Below are 16,228 nucleotides of genomic sequence, written 5' to 3' on the forward strand. Positions count from 1 at the left end.
CGGGACAATGGAGCGCATGGGGAAGAAGAAGCCGCCGCCTCCGCTGCCCGCGCCGCTGCCCGGGCTCGTCGACGCGCACACCCACCTGGACGGCTGCCGTGCCCGCACGCCCGAGGCCGTGCGGGAGCTGGTCGACCGCTCGGCGTCGGTCGGCGTCGACCGGGTCGTCACCGTCGCCTGCGATCTCGAGCAGGCGCGGTACGTGATCGAGGCGAGTCGCTGGGACGAGCGGGTCTTCGCCGCTGTGGCCCTGCACCCGACGGACGCCCACCAGCTCGAGGTCGACGGTGCGCCGGCGGAGCTCGAGCGCCTGGCCGCCGACCCGCGCTGCGTGGCGATCGGGGAGACCGGGCTGGACTGGTACTGGCTCGGCAAGCGCGAGGACGTGGCGACGCCGGCGCAGCAGCACGCGGCCTTCGAGTGGCACATCGACCTCGCGAAGCGGCTCGGCAAGCCACTGATGATCCACAACCGCGAGGCGGACGCCGACATCCTCCAGGACCTCGAGCGCGTGGGCGCCCCGGAGACGGTGATCTTCCACTGCTTCTCCGGCGACGCGGCGATGGCGCGCGAGTGCGTCGACCGCGGCTACGTCCTGAGCTTCTCGGGCACCGTCACCTTCACCAACGCGACGGAGCTGCAGGAGGCCGCGCGCCTCGTTCCGGACGGTCAACTGCTCGTCGAGACCGACGCGCCGTATCTCACACCCCACCCGTACCGGGGTACGCCCAACGAGTCGTACTGCGTCCCGTACACCGCCCGCTACCTCGCTGACCTGCGCGGAGTCGCGCCGGAGGAGCTCGCTGCGACCACCACCGCGACGGCGGATCGTGTGTTCGGCGCCACATTCGCGGGCGCGAAATGAACAGAAGCTGGCACGCCTCCCACTTCTCCGTTACCGTACTGTGATGTAACGGCGACCGAAACGTCGCCGAGCGCCACACCTGCAGTCCACCCATGGGAAGTCACCAGTGCCTGAGCTCGACGCAGACGACAACACCACCACGGTGGATCAGCCCACCTCGCACCCGCGCCGCGGTGCCTTCGGTTCCACCCGGGAGCGCACCGCCGAGTTCGACGTGACCCAGGTCTTCGCCCGGTTCACCGACATCGAGGGCAAGCCGCTCGACCCCGAGGCCGATCGCGAGATCATCGACCTCGAGGCCGAGGTCTACGGCGACGACGCCGTCGCGGAGGCCGAGAGCCTGGCCCTCGCGGCCGAGGAGCAGTACGCCGCGGAGCACCCGCAGGCCGAGGCGCTCCCCGAGCCCGCCGTCCTCGACGCCGATGCCGACGAGGCCCCGGAGCCCGCCGCGCAGACGGAGTCCGACGACGACAAGCCCGGTGTCCTCGACGGCCTGACCGCCAAGCTCGAGAACACCCCCGTGCGCGCCGTCACCGGCGCCATGCTGGTCGCCCTCATGGCCACCGGCGGCACCGCCGCCGCGCTGTACCAGGACTTCACGGTCACCGTCGACGGCCAGACCCACGAGGTCTCCACGATGAGCCGCTCGGTGAAGTCGATCCTCGGCTCCGCCGGCATCGACGCCGACGCCGCCGACCGGGTCAGTCCCGCCCTCGGCGAGTCCGTCAAGCCCGGCCAGCCGATCACCGTGCAGCACGCCCGCGACGTCGCGGTCAACGTCAACGGCAAGGTCCGCACCGTCAAGACCACCGACCTGACGATGGGCGCCGCCCTCGCCTCGGCCGGCCTCGGCGACGCGAAGAACTTCGTCTCCCTCCCGCTCGACGCGCAGGTCCCGCTCGACGGTGCCGCCGTCTCGGTGGTCACGCCCGTCACCGCCACCGTCCTCGACGCGGGCGGCAAGGTCGTCGCCAACGCCGCCGGCCGCACCGTCGGCGAGTACCTCGCCAAGATGGGCGTCCCGCTGATCCAGCAGGACTCCGTCAAGCCGAGCGCCAACACTCCGGTCACCCCCGGCATGACCATCTCGGTCAACCGGAACCGGACGTCGACCGTCACGGTCACCGAGCCGTACACCGCGCCGCCGAAGAAGATCGACGACCCGAAGCTCACCAACGGCAAGACCGAGATCAAGGATCCGGGCAAGCCGGGCAAGCAGGAGGTCCAGTACCGCGAGCACGTGGTGGACGGCAAGGTCGTCTCCCGCGAGAAGGTCGGCTCCAAGGTCCTCGACGCGGGCGTCGCCGGCGTCACGGCCGTGGGCACCGCCCCGGGCGCGCCGTTCGTCGCGCCGGGCTCCGTGTGGGACCGGCTCGTCCAGTGCGAGTCGACCGGCAACTGGTCGATCAACACGGGCAACGGCTTCTACGGCGGCGTCCAGTTCGACTACGGCACCTGGCTGCGTCACGGTGGCGGCAAGTACGCGCCGCGCGCGGACCTCGCCACCCGCGAGGAGCAGATCGACATCGCCCGCAAGACGCTCAAGGCGCAGGGCTGGGGCGCGTGGCCGTCCTGCTCCGCGCGCCTCGGATTGTCCGGCAACTCGGAGTAGCTCGGTAGAGTCACACCGGTGACCGGCGCCGAATTCAAGAATCAGGCACGACTGCTCGGCCCCGCGGAGATCCGCGCGCTGGCCGGGCAGTTGTCCGTTCGTCCCACGAAGACGCTGGGGCAGAACTTCGTGCACGACCCGAACACGGTCCGCAAGATCGTCGCCGCCGCCGACGTGCGCCCCGACGACGTCGCGCTCGAGGTGGGCCCCGGCCTCGGCTCGCTCACCCTGGCGCTGCTGGACGCCGCCGCCTCCGTGACGGCCATCGAGATCGATCCTGTTCTCGCGGAGCAGCTTCCGAAGACCGTCGCCGAACGCGCGCCCGAGCTCGCCGGAAACCTCACGGTGATCGGCGAGGACGCGCTCAAGGTGTCCGGTGCGCAGGTGTCGGTCGCCGGGTCCCCGACGGTGCTCGTCGCGAACCTCCCCTACAACGTCTCGGTGCCGGTGCTGCTGCACCTGCTGGCCGAGGTCCCGACGCTGCGCACGGTGCTGGTGATGGTGCAGCTCGAGGTCGCCGACCGCCTCGCCGCCGCTCCGGGCTCCCGCGTCTACGGCGTCCCGTCGGTCAAGGCGGCCTACTACGGGCGCGTGCGCAAGGCCGGCACCGTCGGGCGGGCCGTCTTCTGGCCGGAGCCCAACGTCGAATCCGGGCTGGTCCGGATCGACCTGCACGGCCCCGGTGACCGGCCCGATGTGGACCGTGCCCGCCTCTGGGCGGCCGTCGACGCGGCCTTCGCGCAGCGCCGCAAGACCCTGCGCGCCGCGCTCGCCACCTGGGCCGGTTCGCCGACGGCGGCCGAGGAGATCCTGGTCGCGGCCGGTATCGACCCCCGCGAGCGAGGGGAGAAGTTGTCCGTCGAGCAGTTCGCTGCGCTCGCCGCCGCCCGTCCCGCGGCACCGGCCCCGTAGTCTGGACCGCGTGCTTTCCGTGGTTCCGACCCCTCTGACCGTGCGGGCGCCCGCCAAGGTGAACCTCCACCTCGGGGTGGGCGACGTGCGGCCCGACGGCTTCCACGAGCTGGTCACAGTCTTCCAGGCGCTCTCCCTGCACGACGACGTGACCCTCGTCCCGTCGGACGCGCTGTCGCTGCACGTGACCGGCGAGGGTGCCCGCGACGTGCCGACCGACCCCACCAATCTCGCCGCGCGCGCCGTGGTCGCGCTCGCGGAGCGGTACGGCCGGGACCCGAACATGCGGATCGACATCGCCAAGGGCATCCCGGTGGCGGGCGGTATGGCGGGCGGATCGGCGGACGCGGCGGCCGCGCTGCTCGGCGCCGCCACCCTGTGGGGCCTCGAGATCGGCCGCGACGAGCTCGACGAGGTGGCCGCGACGCTCGGCTCCGACGTCCCCTTCTCGCTGCACGGCCACACCGCGCTCGGCACCGGTCGCGGCGAGCGGCTCATCCCCGCGCTGGCCCGCGGCGAGTTCCACTGGACCCTGGCGCTCGCCCGCGAGGGCCTGAGTACCCCCGCGGTGTACCGCGAGCTCGACCGGCTGCGGGAGGCCGGCGACCCGCCGCGCGCCGGCAGCCCGGACGCGCTGCTCGCCGCCGTGGCCTCCGGCGATCCGCACCGCCTGGCGCCGCTGCTCGCCAATGACCTGCAGGCGGCCGCGCTCTCGCTGCAGCCCGGCCTGCGGCGCACGCTGCGCGCGGGCATGGAGGCGGGGGCGCTCGCCGGCATCGTCTCCGGCAGCGGCCCCACCTGCGCGTTCCTCTGCGCGAGCGCGGACGACGCCGTCGACGTGGGCACCGAGCTCGCGGGCGCAGGCGTCTGCCGGACGGTGCGCGTCGCCTCCGGCCCGGTGCCGGGCGCCACCGTCGTGCCGTAGGCGCGACCTTCCACCCTTCTCGGAATCGGGGCCGCCGCGGCCTTGCGGGATACCCCCCAGGGGTATAGATTCAAGTCAGATACCCACTGGGGGTACCCCTGACCGAGGAGGAACCATGGACGGCCGGACGACGACGCGGCGCTCGATGAACCCGGCGGCGAAACTGGCGGTCTACGGCGCCGGCCTCGTGGTCGCCTTCGGCGGGGCCTACGGCATCGCAGGCGCCGTGGTGCCCGACAGCACCGTCGCGCAGTGGAACGCGCAGGCGGACGACGGGCACGGCGGGCACGCCGCGCCGGCCGCGACCGCCCCCGCGGCGACCGCGGCGCTCAAGGGCGTCTCCCTGAGCGCGGAGGGGCTCACCTTCGCCCCCGTCAGCGCGCCGCGCGCGGTGGGCGAGGCCGGGACCCTGAGCTTCCGCATCGAGGACGCCACCGGCGCCCCCGTGACCGCCTACACGACGACGCACGAGAAGGATCTGCACCTCATCGCCGTGCGGTCCGACGGCAGCCTGTTCCGCCACGTCCACCCCGTCCTCGACCGCGCCACGGGCACCTGGTCATTGCCGTGGAGCTGGGCCGAGGCGGGCACCTACCGCCTCTACGCCGACTTCGCCCCCGCGACGGGCTCCGCCGTCACGCTCACCCGCACCGTCGAGGTCGCGGGCGGCTACACGCCCGCCGACCCGGCGCCCTCGCGCACCGCGCAGGTCGACGGCTTCACCGTCACCCTCGACGGTGACCTCGTCGCCGGCGCCTCGAGCCCCGTCACGCTGCGCGTGAGCCGCGACGGCGCGCCCGTCACCGCGCTGCAGCCCTACCTCGGCGCCTTCGGCCACCTCGTCGCGCTCCGCCAGGGCGACCTCGCCTTCCTGCACGTGCACCCCGAGGGCGCCGAGCCGAAGCCGGGCGACACCGGCGGGCCCGCGATCGCCTTCCAGGCGCAGGCCCCCACCGCGGGGCGCTACCTGCTCTACCTGGACTTCCAGGTCGACGGGGTGGTCCGCACCGCGAGCTTCGTCGTCGACGCGGGCGCGTCTGCGTCGCCGCAGAACCCCACCGCCCCCACCGCATCCGTCCCGCCGGCCGCCGGCCACGGCGGGCACTGACCACCACCACCGAAGAAGAGGAGGAATCGACCATGAGCACACCCGGCAGCACCACCGGCGGCGCGCACATCGAACTGGACATCGGTGGCATGACCTGCGCCTCGTGCGCGAACCGGATCGAGCGGCGCCTCAACAAGATCGAGGGCGTGAGCGCCACCGTCAACTACGCCACCGAGAAGGCGAAGGTCGTCGCGCCCGAGGGCGTCGACCCGCAGCGGATCATCGACGAGGTCGTCGGCACCGGCTACAGCGCCACGCTGTCCGGGGCGGCGGCACCGTCGGGCCCGGGCGGCGAGGAGAAAAGCCCCGCCGACGTCGAGCTCGCGTCGCTGCGCACCCGGCTCCTGGGCGCCGTCGTCCTCAGCGTCCCCGTCATCGCGATGGCGATGGTCCCCGCGGTGCAGTTCACCTACTGGCAGTGGGCGTCCCTCGCGCTGGCCGCGCCCGTGATCCTGTGGGGCGCATGGCCCTTCCACAAGGCGGCGTGGGCCAACCTCAAGCACGGCACGGCCACGATGGACACGCTCATCTCCATGGGCACGCTATCGGCGTTCCTGTGGTCGCTGTACGCGCTCTTCCTGGGCACGGCGGGGGAGCCGGGGATGAAGCACCCCTTCAGCCTCACGCTCGCGCCGTCCGACGGTGCCGCGAACATCTACCTCGAGGTCGCCGCCGGCGTCACCATGTTCATCCTCGCGGGGCGCTACTTCGAGAAGCGCTCCAAGCGGCGGGCCGGGGCGGCGCTGCGCGCGCTGCTCGAGCTCGGCGCCAAGGAGGTCTCCGTCCTGCGCGACGGGGCCGAGGTGAAGATCGGCGTCGACGAGCTGCGCGCGGGCGACGAGTTCGTCGTGCGGCCCGGCGAGAAGATCGCCACCGACGGCGTCGTCGTCTCCGGCACCTCCGCGGTCGACGCCTCGATGCTCACCGGCGAGTCGGTGCCCGTCGAGGTCGGTCCCGGCGACGCGGTCACGGGTGCCACCGTCAACGCGGGCGGACGCCTCGTGGTGCGGGCCACCCGCGTCGGAGCGGACACGCAGCTCGCGCAGATGGCGCGGCTCGTGGAGGAGGCACAGACCGGCAAGGCCGAGGTCCAGCGCCTCGCCGACCGGATCTCCGGCGTCTTCGTGCCGATCGTCATCGCGATCGCCGCCATCGCCCTGGGCGGCTGGCTCGGCGCCGGCTTCCCCGTCTCCGCGGCGTTCACCGCCGCGGTCGCGGTCCTCGTCATCGCCTGCCCCTGCGCGCTGGGCCTGGCGACGCCGACGGCGCTGCTCGTCGGCACCGGCCGCGGCGCCCAGCTCGGCATCCTGATCAAGGGCCCCGAGGTGCTCGAATCGACCCGCCGCGTCGACACCGTCGTGCTCGACAAGACCGGCACCGTGACCACCGGCCGGATGACCCTGGTCGACGTGATCACCGAGCAGGGAGTCGACGCGCTCGACGTGCTGCGCTACGCCGGCGCTCTCGAGGACGCCTCCGAGCACCCGATCGCGCAGGCCATCGCCAAGGGGGCGACCGCGAAGGTGGGAACGCTGTCGCCCGTCGAGGGTTTCGCGAACATCGAGGGGCAGGGCGTGCAGGGCGTCGTCGACGGCCACGGCGTGATCGTCGGCCGGGAGTCGCTGCTCGCCGACTGGGCACTGCGCCTGTCCGACGAGCTCGCCGCGGCCAAGGCGACCGCGGAGGCGCAGGGCGCGACGGTCGTCGCCGTCGGCTGGGACGGCGCGGCGCGGGGGATCCTCGTGGTCTCCGACACCGTGAAACCGACCAGCGCCGAGGCGATCCGGGAACTGCGCGCGCTGGGCCTGACGCCCGTGCTGCTCACCGGCGACAACGAGGCCGCCGCCCGGCAGATCGCCGCGGAGGTGGGCATCGACGAGGTGATCGCCGAGGTCATGCCGCAGGACAAGGTCGCCGTGGTGACCCGCCTGCAGGCCGAGGGCCGCGTGGTGGCGATGGTCGGCGACGGGGTCAACGACGCCCCCGCGCTGGCCGCCGCCGACCTCGGGCTGGCCATGGGCACGGGCACCGACGTCGCGATCGAGGCCGCGGACATCACCCTGGTTCGCGGGGACCTGCGCGCCGCGGTGGACGCGATCCGCCTGTCGCGCACCACGCTCCGGACGATCAAGACGAACCTGTTCTGGGCCTTCGCCTACAACGTGGCGGCCATCCCGGTGGCGGCCCTGGGCATGCTCAACCCGATGCTCGCCGGGGCGGCGATGGCCTTCTCCAGCGTCTTCGTCGTCGGGAACAGCTTGCGCCTGCGTGGATTCCGCAGCGCGGCGGGGCCGGCCGCGGCCGCCCCCGAGGACAGGATCCCTTCCATCGATCGAGAGGACACCACCGACATGAGCTGCTGCAGCACGAACTCCAGCGGGCCCGAGGACATCCGGCTGAGCGCAGCGCCCACGAGCGCCGCACCGGCGGGGCCGGTCTCGGACGAGAAGACCACCTGCCCGGTCATGGTGGGCAACCCGGTGGTGAAATCCACCGCCGAGGCGCGCGGGCTGTTCCGCGACTACGACGGCGAGCGGTACTTCTTCTGCTGCCCCTCGTGCGCCCCGAAGTTCGACGCGGATCCGGCGAAGTACGCGGCGAACGTCGCCTGAAGCGAGCCATGAAGCGCCGGTCGGCGCGCGGATCATCCGCGCCTCGGCCGGCGCTTCGTCGTGTGGTCGTCACCGATGTCCACGTGAGCGGCGCGGCGCGGACATATGCGTCGTGCCTGCCACGAGGAGTGGAATTCCGTGAGCGAGCCCTACTCCAGCGCCTCGGACAGCTCCAGCCACCGCAGTTCCTGCTCGGCCAGCTCGTCCTCCAGTGCGGAGATCTTCTTCATCTCCTCCGCGAGGCCCGCGTAGTCGCCCTGATCGTGCTCGGCCAGCGCCAGTTTCGCCTTCTCGACCTGCTCCGTCAGCTTGGTCATCCGGCGCTCGACAGCCGTGACCTCCTTCTGCGCCGCGCGCAGCTCGGCGCCGCTGAGCCCGGACTCGGCGGGGGCGTCGGGTGCCGTCGCACCGGAGCCGCCCGAGCCGGATCCGGAAGCCGCGCCGTGCTGGGCGCGCCGGAGCGCGAGGTACTCGTCGACGCCGCCGGGGAGGTGGCGCAGGCGCCGCTCGAGGATGGCGTACTGCTGGTCGGTGACGCGCTCGAGGAAGTACCGGTCGTGCGAGACGACGATGAGCGTGCCGGGCCACGAGTCGAGGAGGTCCTCCATCGCGGCCAGCATGTCGGTGTCCAGGTCGTTGGTCGGCTCGTCGAGGATCAGCACGTTCGGCGCGTCCAGCAGGATGAGCAGCAGCTGCAGCCGCCGCTTCTGCCCGCCGGAGAGGTCCTTGACCGGCGTCGAGAGCTGCGCGCTCGCGAAGCCCAGCCGCTCCAACAGCTGCGACGGGGTGAGCTCCTGCGCCTTGGATCCGCTGCCCACGGTGAAGCTCGTGGCGAGGTTCGCCAGCACCACCCGCACGGGATCGTCCCAGTGCTGCTCCAGCTCGTCGAGCCGCTGCGTGAGCGTCTGCACCTTGACGGTCTTGCCGCGCTTGACGGTGCCGGTCGTCGGCTCCGTGCTCCCGTCGATGAGCCCGAGCAGCGTCGACTTGCCGGCGCCGTTGACGCCGAGGATGCCGGTGCGCTCGCCGGGCGCGACGCGCCACTCGATGTCGCTGAGCACCTGCTTGTCGCCGTACGCCACGCCGACGTCGAGGATGTCGACGACGTCCTTGCCGAGCCGCGAGACCGCGAGTGACTGCAGCTCCGTCTTGTCGCGGATCTCGGGGACGTCGGAGATGAGGGCGTTCGCGGCGTCGATCCGGAACTTCGGCTTGCTCGTGCGGGCGGGGGCGCCGCGGCGCAGCCAGGCCAGCTCCTTGCGCGCGAGGTTCTGCCGCTTCTGCTCGATCGACGCCGCCTGCCGGTCCCGCTCGACGCGCTGCAGGATGTACGCGGCGTAGCCGCCCTCGAAGGGCTCGACGATGCGGTCGTGCACCTCCCAGGTGGCGGTGCAGACCTCGTCGAGGATCCACCGGTCGTGGGTCACCATGAGCAGGCCGCCCTGGTTCGCGGGCCAGCGGGTCTTGAGGTGGCCGGCGAGCCACTCGATGGCCTCGACGTCGAGGTGGTTGGTCGGCTCGTCGAGGATCAGCACGTCGTGCTCGCCCGCGAGGAGCTGCGCCAGCTGCACGCGACGGCGCTGCCCGCCCGACAGCTCGCCCAGGCGCGCGTCCCACGGTAGGTCGGTGAGCAGGCCGGCGAGGATGTCGCGCACCTTCGGGTCGCCCGCCCAGACGTGTTCGGGGGTATCGCCGACGACGGCGTGGCCGACGGTGTCCTCGTCGTCGAAGAGGTCGGTCTGGGTGAGCACGCCCACCCGGACGCCGCCCCGTCGGGTCACGCGGCCGGAGTCGGGCTCGCGGGTGCCGGCGAGCATGCCGAGCAGGCTCGACTTGCCGTCGCCGTTGCGGCCGACGATGCCGATCCGGTCGCCCTCGTTGACGCCGAGGGACACCGAATCGAAGACCGTCTTGGTCGGGTACTCGAGGTGCAGCGCGTCCGCGCCGAGAAGATTCGCCATCGCGCGTCCAGGTTACGCGGGCACCTGCCATACTGATTTAGTTGGATATGCGACTAAACGAGGAGCCGGCGTGAGCGAGATCGAGACGGACATCATCACCACCGTGGTCGGGGGCACCGGCCACATCGAGCTGAACCGTCCGAAGGCGCTCAACGCGCTCACCGTGGACATGGTCCACGCGATCGACGCCGCGCTGCAGGCGTGGGAGTCCGACGACGCCGTGACCCGCGTGCTCCTCACCTCCGCGTCGCCCAAGGCGTACTGCGCGGGCGGCGACATCCGCGCCATCCGCGACCAGGTGGTGGCGGGGGAGGACTTCACCCCGTTCTTCCGCGACGAGTACGACATGAACCTGCGGCTCGCGGAGTTCCCCAAGCCCGTGATCGCCCTCATCGACGGCGTGAACATGGGCGGTGGCGTGGGCGTCTCGATCCACGGGTCGCACCGGGTCGTCTCCGAGAAGGCGCTCATCGCGATGCCCGAGGTCGCGATCGGCTTCCTCCCCGACGTGGGTGCCACGCACATCCTCGGCCGCCTGCCCAAGGGCTTCGGCGAGCTCATGGGCATGACCGCCGCCCGGATCGGCGCCGGCGACGCGCTCGCCGTCGGGCTCGCGACGCACTTCGTGCCGTCGTCGGCCATGCCGGACGTCAAGGCCGCCCTGCTCGCGGGGGAGGAGCTCGACGGTGTCCTCGCCCGCTTCGGCGACACCGCACCCGCCTCGACGCTGCCGCTCGACGAGATCGCGGACGTGTTCGGCCGCGACTCGGTCACCGAGATCCTCGCGGGCCTCGCCACCACGTCCGGTGCGTGGGCCGACACCGCCCGCGAGCAGCTGTCGACGGCGTGCCCCACCTCGGTGTTCGTCACCTTCGACCTGATCCAGGCTTCGCGCGACCGCACCCTGGCCCAGTGCCTCGCCGAGGAGGCTGTGGTGGGCGCCCGCCTGGTGCGCCGCCCCGACTTCGTCGAGGGCATCCGCGCGGTGCTCATCGACAAGACCCGCGACCCGAAGTTCTCACCCGCGTCGATGAACGACGTCGAGGAGCGCGAGATCGAGGCCCTCCTCGGCGCCTGATCCGCTCGCTGCGCTCGTGGCGCTCCCTAGCGGGGCGGCCACCTCCCCAGGTCCATGGACGTGGGGAGTGCACGACACGCGGAGGCGCAGCACGTCCCGCTAGGGAGGCGCGGCGGATCAGCCGCGGCCGGCCGCGGTCGCGAGGAAGTCGCGCAGCGCGATGCTGTCGCGGAGGTAGCGCTCGTACGGGAAGTCCCGTGCGGTGAGGGCCTTTTCGAGCTGGGTCGCGTAGTCGGTGCTCGACGCGTGGAACTGCGCCGCGCCCTTCTCGGTCAGGCGCACCAGGCGCCGTCGGGCGTGCTCGGGATCGGGTTCGACGGTGACCAGACCCTCCGGCACGAGGGCGGTCAGCATGCGGCTGACGGCGGCGTCGGAGACGAGCATCGCCTGCGCGAGTTCGTGCTGCGTGGCGGGCTGCACCTCCTCGAGGGTGCCGAGGAGTCGCATCCGGCTGTAGCTCAGCGCGCCGGGTGCTCCGTACTCACGCGTCACGACGCCGAGCAGCATGGTGATGTGGTTGAGCACGTCGCCCAGGCCCTCGTCGGGTTCGTTCATGCCCCCAGACTACAGGAGTCTTGACCTGTTAATATTAACATGTTAAGACTGAGTCATGAACGCATCGACGGAATTCCTCATCCACACCTCCACCCCGCTGATCTTCCCGGTCGCCGCGGCGATCTGGGCGGCGTTCCGGTCCGCCCGCCGGCCCGGCGAGCGCCTCGAGACCTGGCAGCGGGCCATGCTGGTCGCCGCCGGTCTGGGCGCCGCCTGGGTGGGTGTCTTCTTCCTCATCGCGCCGGACACGATGGCGAACGAGATCGGCTTCCCCGCGGGCAACCCCTTCCAATTCGAGATCGCCTTCACCAACCTCGGCTTCGCGGCGATGGCCTTCGTCCTGGTGCGCCGGCACCGGGAGTTCCGGCTCGCGTACGGCGTCGGATACGCGATCTTCCTGTGGGGCGCGGCGTTCGGGCATCTCGACCAGTGGTTCGCGCACGGCGATCACCAGCCCGGCAACACCGGCGGCATCCTCATCGTCGACGTCCTCGTCCCGGCAGCGATCATCGCCCTGGCGATCGCGGACCGTCGACGTGCGCGGTCGCACGGTTCGCCCGAGGCCGTCGCTGCGGCGGCCTGAGTGCAGGCCAGTCACACTCGACTGGCTCTGTACCGTGCCGTCGCCTCGCGGCCAGGATCGATTCCATGATCGTTTCGTGGACCGCGATGGCGGGAATGGTGGTGACGGCGGGGGCGATGGTGCTCACGCCGGGGCCGAACATGATCTACCTCGTCTCGCGCAGCATCAGCCAGGGCCGCACGGCGGGCCTGATCTCGCTGGCCGGCACCGGGGTGGGCTTCCTCGCCTACCTCACCCTCGCGAACGTCGGGCTCGCCGTGGTCTTCGTCGCGGTGCCGTGGCTGTTCATGGGCTTCAAGGCGGCAGGGGCGCTGTATCTGGGCTACCTCGCGTGGCAGGCGCTGCGTCCCGGAGGGCGCGGGTTGTTCGAGACCGCCGACCTTCCGCGCGATTCCGCCGGGAAGCTCTTCCGCATGGGACTGCTCACCAACCTGCTCAACCCCAAGGCTGCGATCATGTACCTCGCGCTGATCCCGCAGTTCATCGATCCTGCTCGCGGGCACACCGCGGCGCAGGGCTTCCTCCTCGGCGGCGTGCAGATCACGGTGTCGATGCTGGCCAACGCCGCGATCGTGGTCGCGGCCGGCGCGGTGGCGGCGCTGATCGTGCGGCGCCCGTCGTGGGCCGCGTGGCAGCGCCGGATCACCGGAACCCTGCTCGGCGCCGTCGCCCTGCTCCTCGCCCGCGAGGTTCCGCAGCGCGCCCGTGTGTGAGCGTCCCGAAAACCGGCCGCAGATTGCGTCGGGGCGAAGCATTCGGATCCTGATCGAATTCAGGCCCGGTTTCGGACGTCACCCCACCTGGTAGGTGCCGGTGGCGCTCGCGACCAGCGCGTCGCCGGTCTGCGAGAACATGTCGCACCGCACGTGGCTCGTCCTCCGGCCGGTGGACAGACGGTGCGCCCGCACCCGGAGGCCGTCCTCGATCAGCGGCGCGATGAAGTTCAGCGACAGCGAGGCGGTCACGCCGCGCAGCTTGTCGGGCACGGGCCGCCCGGCCCACGCCGCGACCATCACGCCGATGTCCGCCGCGGCGGCGATGAGGCCGCCGTGCATCATCGTGCCGACCGTCGTCAGATCCGGCCGGTACGGCACGAGCAGCGTCGCGGCGCCGTCGGAGATCTCCTCCAGCTGCACGCCGAGCAGCGCCACGAACGGCGATGCGGGCACGAACTGCTTCATGATCTCGGAGCCGTCGGCGACCCCGGCGTCGAGCTGATCGGGCGAGATGGTCATCCGGCTCTCCTAGTCCAACTATGAAAACGAAGTATGACTAGGATAGTGCCATGGAATCGCTGCTGACGGAACCCTCCGACAAGCGCCGCCGCCGCACCCGCGCCGCGCTGCTGGACGCCGCGCACGCGCTGTACGCCCGGCCGCAGGGATACCGCGGCACCTCCGTCGACGAGCTCGCCGCCGCCGCCGACGTCGCCTTGACCAGCATCTACTCGAACTTCCCCGGCGGAAAGGCGGACCTCTACGCCGTGCTGGCCTGCCGCGTGGGGAGCGAACACGTCGCGGCGATGGAGGCGGCGGTCACCGGGAGCGCGGGGGAGGAGGCCGCGCGCAGGGCCTTCGACGAGTACCTCGACTTCCACCGACGGGAGCCGATCGCCTTCCGATTGCTGGGCCTCACGGACGTGCACGGCGAGGACTCGGACACGGTGCGCGCCGCGCGGGCGGAGGTGCGCGGCTACCTCGCGCAGGCGCTGGAGGCCGTCATCGCCGCCGTCGGCGAGCCCGCCGACACGGCCCGCAGCGAGGTGATCCAGTGCTGGGCGGGCATCAACGGGCTGCTGGCCCTCGCCGCCCGCGGCCTGATCGACACCGCCGAGTCCGACCGTCTCGTCGGCGAGGTCCGCGCCCGATGTGCGGCCGGCCTTGCCGCCTCATCGCGGGGAAGCACAGCGATGTGAAGGAATCGCGACGGTCCGCCCGCCCGATCCGTGAACACCGGCGCATTGTGTCGAGTTCATGAAAGCTGCTCACGGGCAGACGTTTTCATGTGATCCATCGGTACGTTCGAAGTATGGATGAGAAACGAAACCCCGAAATCCCGACGCTCGCACGACGGTTCGTCGTCGGCCTGATAGCCGCCGGCGCCGGCGCGGCGCTCCTCGCGGCCGGCCCCGTCGCCGCGCAGCCCAGCGACCACGTGGTGAGCCCGTCGGCAGTGGCACCCGGCGGCATGCCCGGCGGCGGCGCCAACCACTCGAACGTGCCGCCCGGGTCCGCGCTGTGGCCCGGAAACATGAATCCGGAGGCGGATTCGGGGTCGGCCCGCGATGCGGGTCCGAACTCCGCGGCCCCCATCGACCCCGGCGATCACCCGCGCGACGCACCGGGCGCCGACAGCCCCCGGTCCTGACCGGACGGGGTCAGTCGGCCGCGGCCACCAGCGGCTCGAGCGACAGGGAGGGGTGCTCCTTCTCGATGTACTGCAGCCGCCACTTGTCCGAGAACAGGGCGAGCAGCGCACCGTCGTTGCGCTCGAAGACCTCGACGCCGCGCTGCCGGTTGAGCTCGTCCGCGCTCGCCGCGTCCGTGCGGCGCGCCACCGAGTAGCCCAGGCGCTCGACCTGCACGTCGACGTTGAACTCCGTCTTCATGCGGGCGACCACGACCTCGAACTGCATGGGGCCCACGGCCGCCATGACGGGGGAGGCGTCGCCGCGGACGTCGTTGCGCAGCAACTGCACCACGCCCTCGGTGCCGAGCTGCTCGATGCCCTTGCGGAACTGCTTGTACTTGCCCGCGGAGTCGGCGCGGACCACCGCGAAGTGCTCCGGCGCGAACGAGGGGATCGGCGGGAACTGGACCTTGGCGCCGTCGTACAGCGTGTCGCCGGGCGCGAGCGCGTTGGCGTTGACGAGGCCCACCACGTCGCCGGGGTAGGCGGTCTCGACGGTCTCGCGGTCGCGGCCGACCACCGTCATCGCGTACTTGGTGGCGAAGGGCTTGCCGGTCTGCGCGTGCTGCACGACCATGCCGCGCTCGAACTCGCCGGAGACGATCCGCATGAACGCCAGGCGATCCCGGTGCGCGGCGTCCATGCCGGCCTGCACCTTGAAGACCACGGCGCTGAACGGGTCGGTCACCGCGCGCTCCGACTCGTCGATAGCGGTCCGCGAATGCGGGGCGGGGGCCAGCTCGACGAGCGCCTCCAGCAGCTGTCGCACACCGAAATTGAGGATCGCCGAGGTGAAGATCACCGGCGAGGTCTGGCCCGCCAGGAACATCTCCTGATCGTGGCCCTGGCCCATCTCGGTCATGAGTTCGGTCTCCTCGACCGCCTCGGCCCACACGTCGCCCTCGCGGTCCAGCGCGGCGTCGGTCGAAAGATGCTCCTCCGGAGCGATCTTCGCGCCGCCGGCCGTCCGGGTGAAGTGCACGTACTCGTCCTTGCGCACGTCGCGCAGGCCGCGGAAATCGCCCGCGATACCGACGGGCCAGAACAGGGGAGTGGGGGTCAGGCCGATGCGCTCGGAGATCTCGTCGAGCAGCTCCAGCGGGGTGCGGCCCGGCCGGTCCCATTTGTTGATGACCGTGATCACGGGGATCCCGCGGTGGCGGCACACCTGGAAGAGCTTGAGCGTCTGCGGCTCCAGGCCCTTCGCGGCGTCGATGAGCATGACCGCGGCGTCGACGGCCGTCAGCACGCGGTAGGTGTCCTCGGAGAAGTCGGCGTGCCCGGGGGTGTCCACGAGGTTGATCACCGACGGCTCGGCGTCCTCGGCGGCGCCGGAGGAGGTGTAGTTGAACTGCAGCGCGGTCGAGCTGACGGAGATGCCGCGGGCCTTCTCCATCTCCATCCAGTCGGAGACCGTCGACTTGCGGCCGGCCTTGCCGTGGATGGCGCCGGCCTCGTTGATCACCCGGGCGTGCAGCGCAAGGGCCTCCGTCATCGTCGACTTACCCGCGTCGGGGTGGCTGATGATGGCGAAGGTGCGGCGGCGGGAGACCTCGTCGGCAATGGAACTCACGGGGAACCAGTGTACCCGTATCCGCAGGTAGACCG

General features: G+C 71.8%; 15 protein-coding genes. 11 read left to right on the forward strand and 4 right to left on the reverse strand.

Annotated elements, in window-relative coordinates; all coding sequences use genetic code 11:
- The first annotated feature begins 16 nt into the window (after positions 1-16).
- The 6 genes from BLW32_RS06355 to BLW32_RS06380 all read left to right on the forward strand — a co-directional run bounded on the left by BLW32_RS06355 (position 17) and on the right by BLW32_RS06380 (position 8,034).
- Complete coding sequence (locus BLW32_RS06355; RefSeq protein WP_068741000.1) at positions 17-865, forward strand: TatD family hydrolase; 849 nt, start codon at positions 17-19, stop codon at positions 863-865.
- Positions 866-971: 106 nt separating this feature from the next.
- Positions 972-2,477: a resuscitation-promoting factor gene (locus BLW32_RS28300; protein ID WP_068741001.1), complete on the forward strand. Its 1,506-nt coding sequence runs from the start codon at positions 972-974 to the stop codon at positions 2,475-2,477.
- 18 nt (positions 2,478-2,495) lie between these two features.
- Positions 2,496-3,389, forward strand: coding sequence for a 16S rRNA (adenine(1518)-N(6)/adenine(1519)-N(6))-dimethyltransferase RsmA (gene rsmA, locus BLW32_RS06365; protein ID WP_068741002.1), 894 nt, complete (start codon positions 2,496-2,498; stop codon positions 3,387-3,389).
- Positions 3,390-3,399: 10 nt separating this feature from the next.
- Positions 3,400-4,314 (forward strand): 4-(cytidine 5'-diphospho)-2-C-methyl-D-erythritol kinase, encoded by a 915-nt coding sequence (locus BLW32_RS06370; protein ID WP_068627157.1) that lies wholly within the window; start codon positions 3,400-3,402, stop codon positions 4,312-4,314.
- 145 nt (positions 4,315-4,459) lie between these two features.
- On the forward strand, positions 4,460-5,422 hold the full coding sequence (locus tag BLW32_RS06375; RefSeq protein ID WP_068741234.1) for a DUF8832 domain-containing protein: 963 nt from the start codon (positions 4,460-4,462) through the stop codon (positions 5,420-5,422).
- 32 nt (positions 5,423-5,454) lie between these two features.
- Positions 5,455-8,034 (forward strand): heavy metal translocating P-type ATPase, encoded by a 2,580-nt coding sequence (locus BLW32_RS06380; protein ID WP_148673239.1) that lies wholly within the window; start codon positions 5,455-5,457, stop codon positions 8,032-8,034.
- A 149-nt stretch (positions 8,035-8,183) separates the two neighbouring features.
- On the opposite strand, the gene BLW32_RS06390 is transcribed toward BLW32_RS06380, so the two are convergent.
- On the reverse strand, positions 8,184-9,995 hold the full coding sequence (locus tag BLW32_RS06390; protein WP_068741003.1) for an ABC-F family ATP-binding cassette domain-containing protein: 1,812 nt from the start codon (positions 9,993-9,995) through the stop codon (positions 8,184-8,186).
- 70 nt (positions 9,996-10,065) lie between these two features.
- On the opposite strand from BLW32_RS06390, the gene BLW32_RS06395 reads away from it, so the two are divergent.
- On the forward strand, positions 10,066-11,073 hold the full coding sequence (locus BLW32_RS06395) for an enoyl-CoA hydratase/isomerase family protein (protein WP_074850393.1): 1,008 nt from the start codon (positions 10,066-10,068) through the stop codon (positions 11,071-11,073).
- Positions 11,074-11,190: 117 nt separating this feature from the next.
- On the opposite strand, the gene BLW32_RS06400 is transcribed toward BLW32_RS06395, so the two are convergent.
- Positions 11,191-11,628 (reverse strand): MarR family winged helix-turn-helix transcriptional regulator, encoded by a 438-nt coding sequence (locus tag BLW32_RS06400; RefSeq protein WP_068524287.1) that lies wholly within the window; start codon positions 11,626-11,628, stop codon positions 11,191-11,193.
- A gap of 55 nt (positions 11,629-11,683) precedes the next feature.
- Between BLW32_RS06400 and BLW32_RS06405 the strand changes: the two genes are divergently transcribed.
- Entirely contained in the window at positions 11,684-12,211 is a 528-nt protein-coding gene (locus BLW32_RS06405; protein ID WP_068741004.1) for a DUF6790 family protein, read from the forward strand.
- A 68-nt stretch (positions 12,212-12,279) separates the two neighbouring features.
- On the forward strand, positions 12,280-12,924 hold the full coding sequence (locus BLW32_RS06410; RefSeq protein ID WP_414929956.1) for a LysE family translocator: 645 nt from the start codon (positions 12,280-12,282) through the stop codon (positions 12,922-12,924).
- Between the two features lie 78 nt (positions 12,925-13,002).
- Here BLW32_RS06410 and BLW32_RS06415 read toward each other — a convergent pair whose 3' ends face one another.
- A complete protein-coding gene (locus BLW32_RS06415; protein WP_068741005.1) occupies positions 13,003-13,446 on the reverse strand; it encodes a PaaI family thioesterase in 444 nt (147 codons plus the stop codon).
- A gap of 50 nt (positions 13,447-13,496) precedes the next feature.
- Here BLW32_RS06415 and BLW32_RS06420 point away from each other — a divergent pair, with 50 nt between their 5' ends.
- Positions 13,497-14,126 carry a TetR/AcrR family transcriptional regulator gene (locus BLW32_RS06420; RefSeq protein WP_068741006.1) on the forward strand — a complete coding sequence of 210 codons (630 nt, stop codon included), beginning with the start codon at positions 13,497-13,499 and terminating at the stop codon, positions 14,124-14,126.
- A 113-nt stretch (positions 14,127-14,239) separates the two neighbouring features.
- Positions 14,240-14,578 carry a hypothetical protein gene (locus BLW32_RS06425; protein WP_068741007.1) on the forward strand — a complete coding sequence of 113 codons (339 nt, stop codon included), beginning with the start codon at positions 14,240-14,242 and terminating at the stop codon, positions 14,576-14,578.
- A 10-nt stretch (positions 14,579-14,588) separates the two neighbouring features.
- Here BLW32_RS06425 and BLW32_RS06430 read toward each other — a convergent pair whose 3' ends face one another.
- A complete protein-coding gene (locus tag BLW32_RS06430) occupies positions 14,589-16,193 on the reverse strand; it encodes a peptide chain release factor 3 (RefSeq protein WP_068524292.1) in 1,605 nt (534 codons plus the stop codon).
- Positions 16,194-16,228 lie beyond the last annotated feature (35 nt).

The sequence above is a fragment of the Tsukamurella tyrosinosolvens genome, assembly GCF_900104775.1.
Lineage (GTDB): Bacteria > Actinomycetota > Actinomycetes > Mycobacteriales > Mycobacteriaceae > Tsukamurella > Tsukamurella tyrosinosolvens.

Excerpts from the sequence above, each read along its gene's own strand:
- BLW32_RS06375 (WP_068741234.1), top strand. The coding sequence starts at position 4,460 with ATGAACCCGGCGGCGAAACTGGCGGTCTACGGCGCCGGCCTCGTGGTC.
- BLW32_RS06400 (WP_068524287.1), bottom strand. The coding sequence starts at position 11,628 with ATGAACGAACCCGACGAGGGCCTGGGCGACGTGCTCAACCACATCACC.
- BLW32_RS06390 (WP_068741003.1), bottom strand. The coding sequence starts at position 9,995 with ATGGCGAATCTTCTCGGCGCGGACGCGCTGCACCTCGAGTACCCGACC.
- BLW32_RS06415 (WP_068741005.1), bottom strand. The coding sequence starts at position 13,446 with ATGACCATCTCGCCCGATCAGCTCGACGCCGGGGTCGCCGACGGCTCC.
- BLW32_RS06425 (WP_068741007.1), top strand. The coding sequence starts at position 14,240 with ATGGATGAGAAACGAAACCCCGAAATCCCGACGCTCGCACGACGGTTC.
- BLW32_RS06405 (WP_068741004.1), top strand. The coding sequence starts at position 11,684 with ATGAACGCATCGACGGAATTCCTCATCCACACCTCCACCCCGCTGATC.
- BLW32_RS06355 (WP_068741000.1), top strand. The coding sequence starts at position 17 with ATGGGGAAGAAGAAGCCGCCGCCTCCGCTGCCCGCGCCGCTGCCCGGG.
- BLW32_RS06420 (WP_068741006.1), top strand. The coding sequence starts at position 13,497 with ATGGAATCGCTGCTGACGGAACCCTCCGACAAGCGCCGCCGCCGCACC.
- BLW32_RS06380 (WP_148673239.1), top strand. The coding sequence starts at position 5,455 with ATGAGCACACCCGGCAGCACCACCGGCGGCGCGCACATCGAACTGGAC.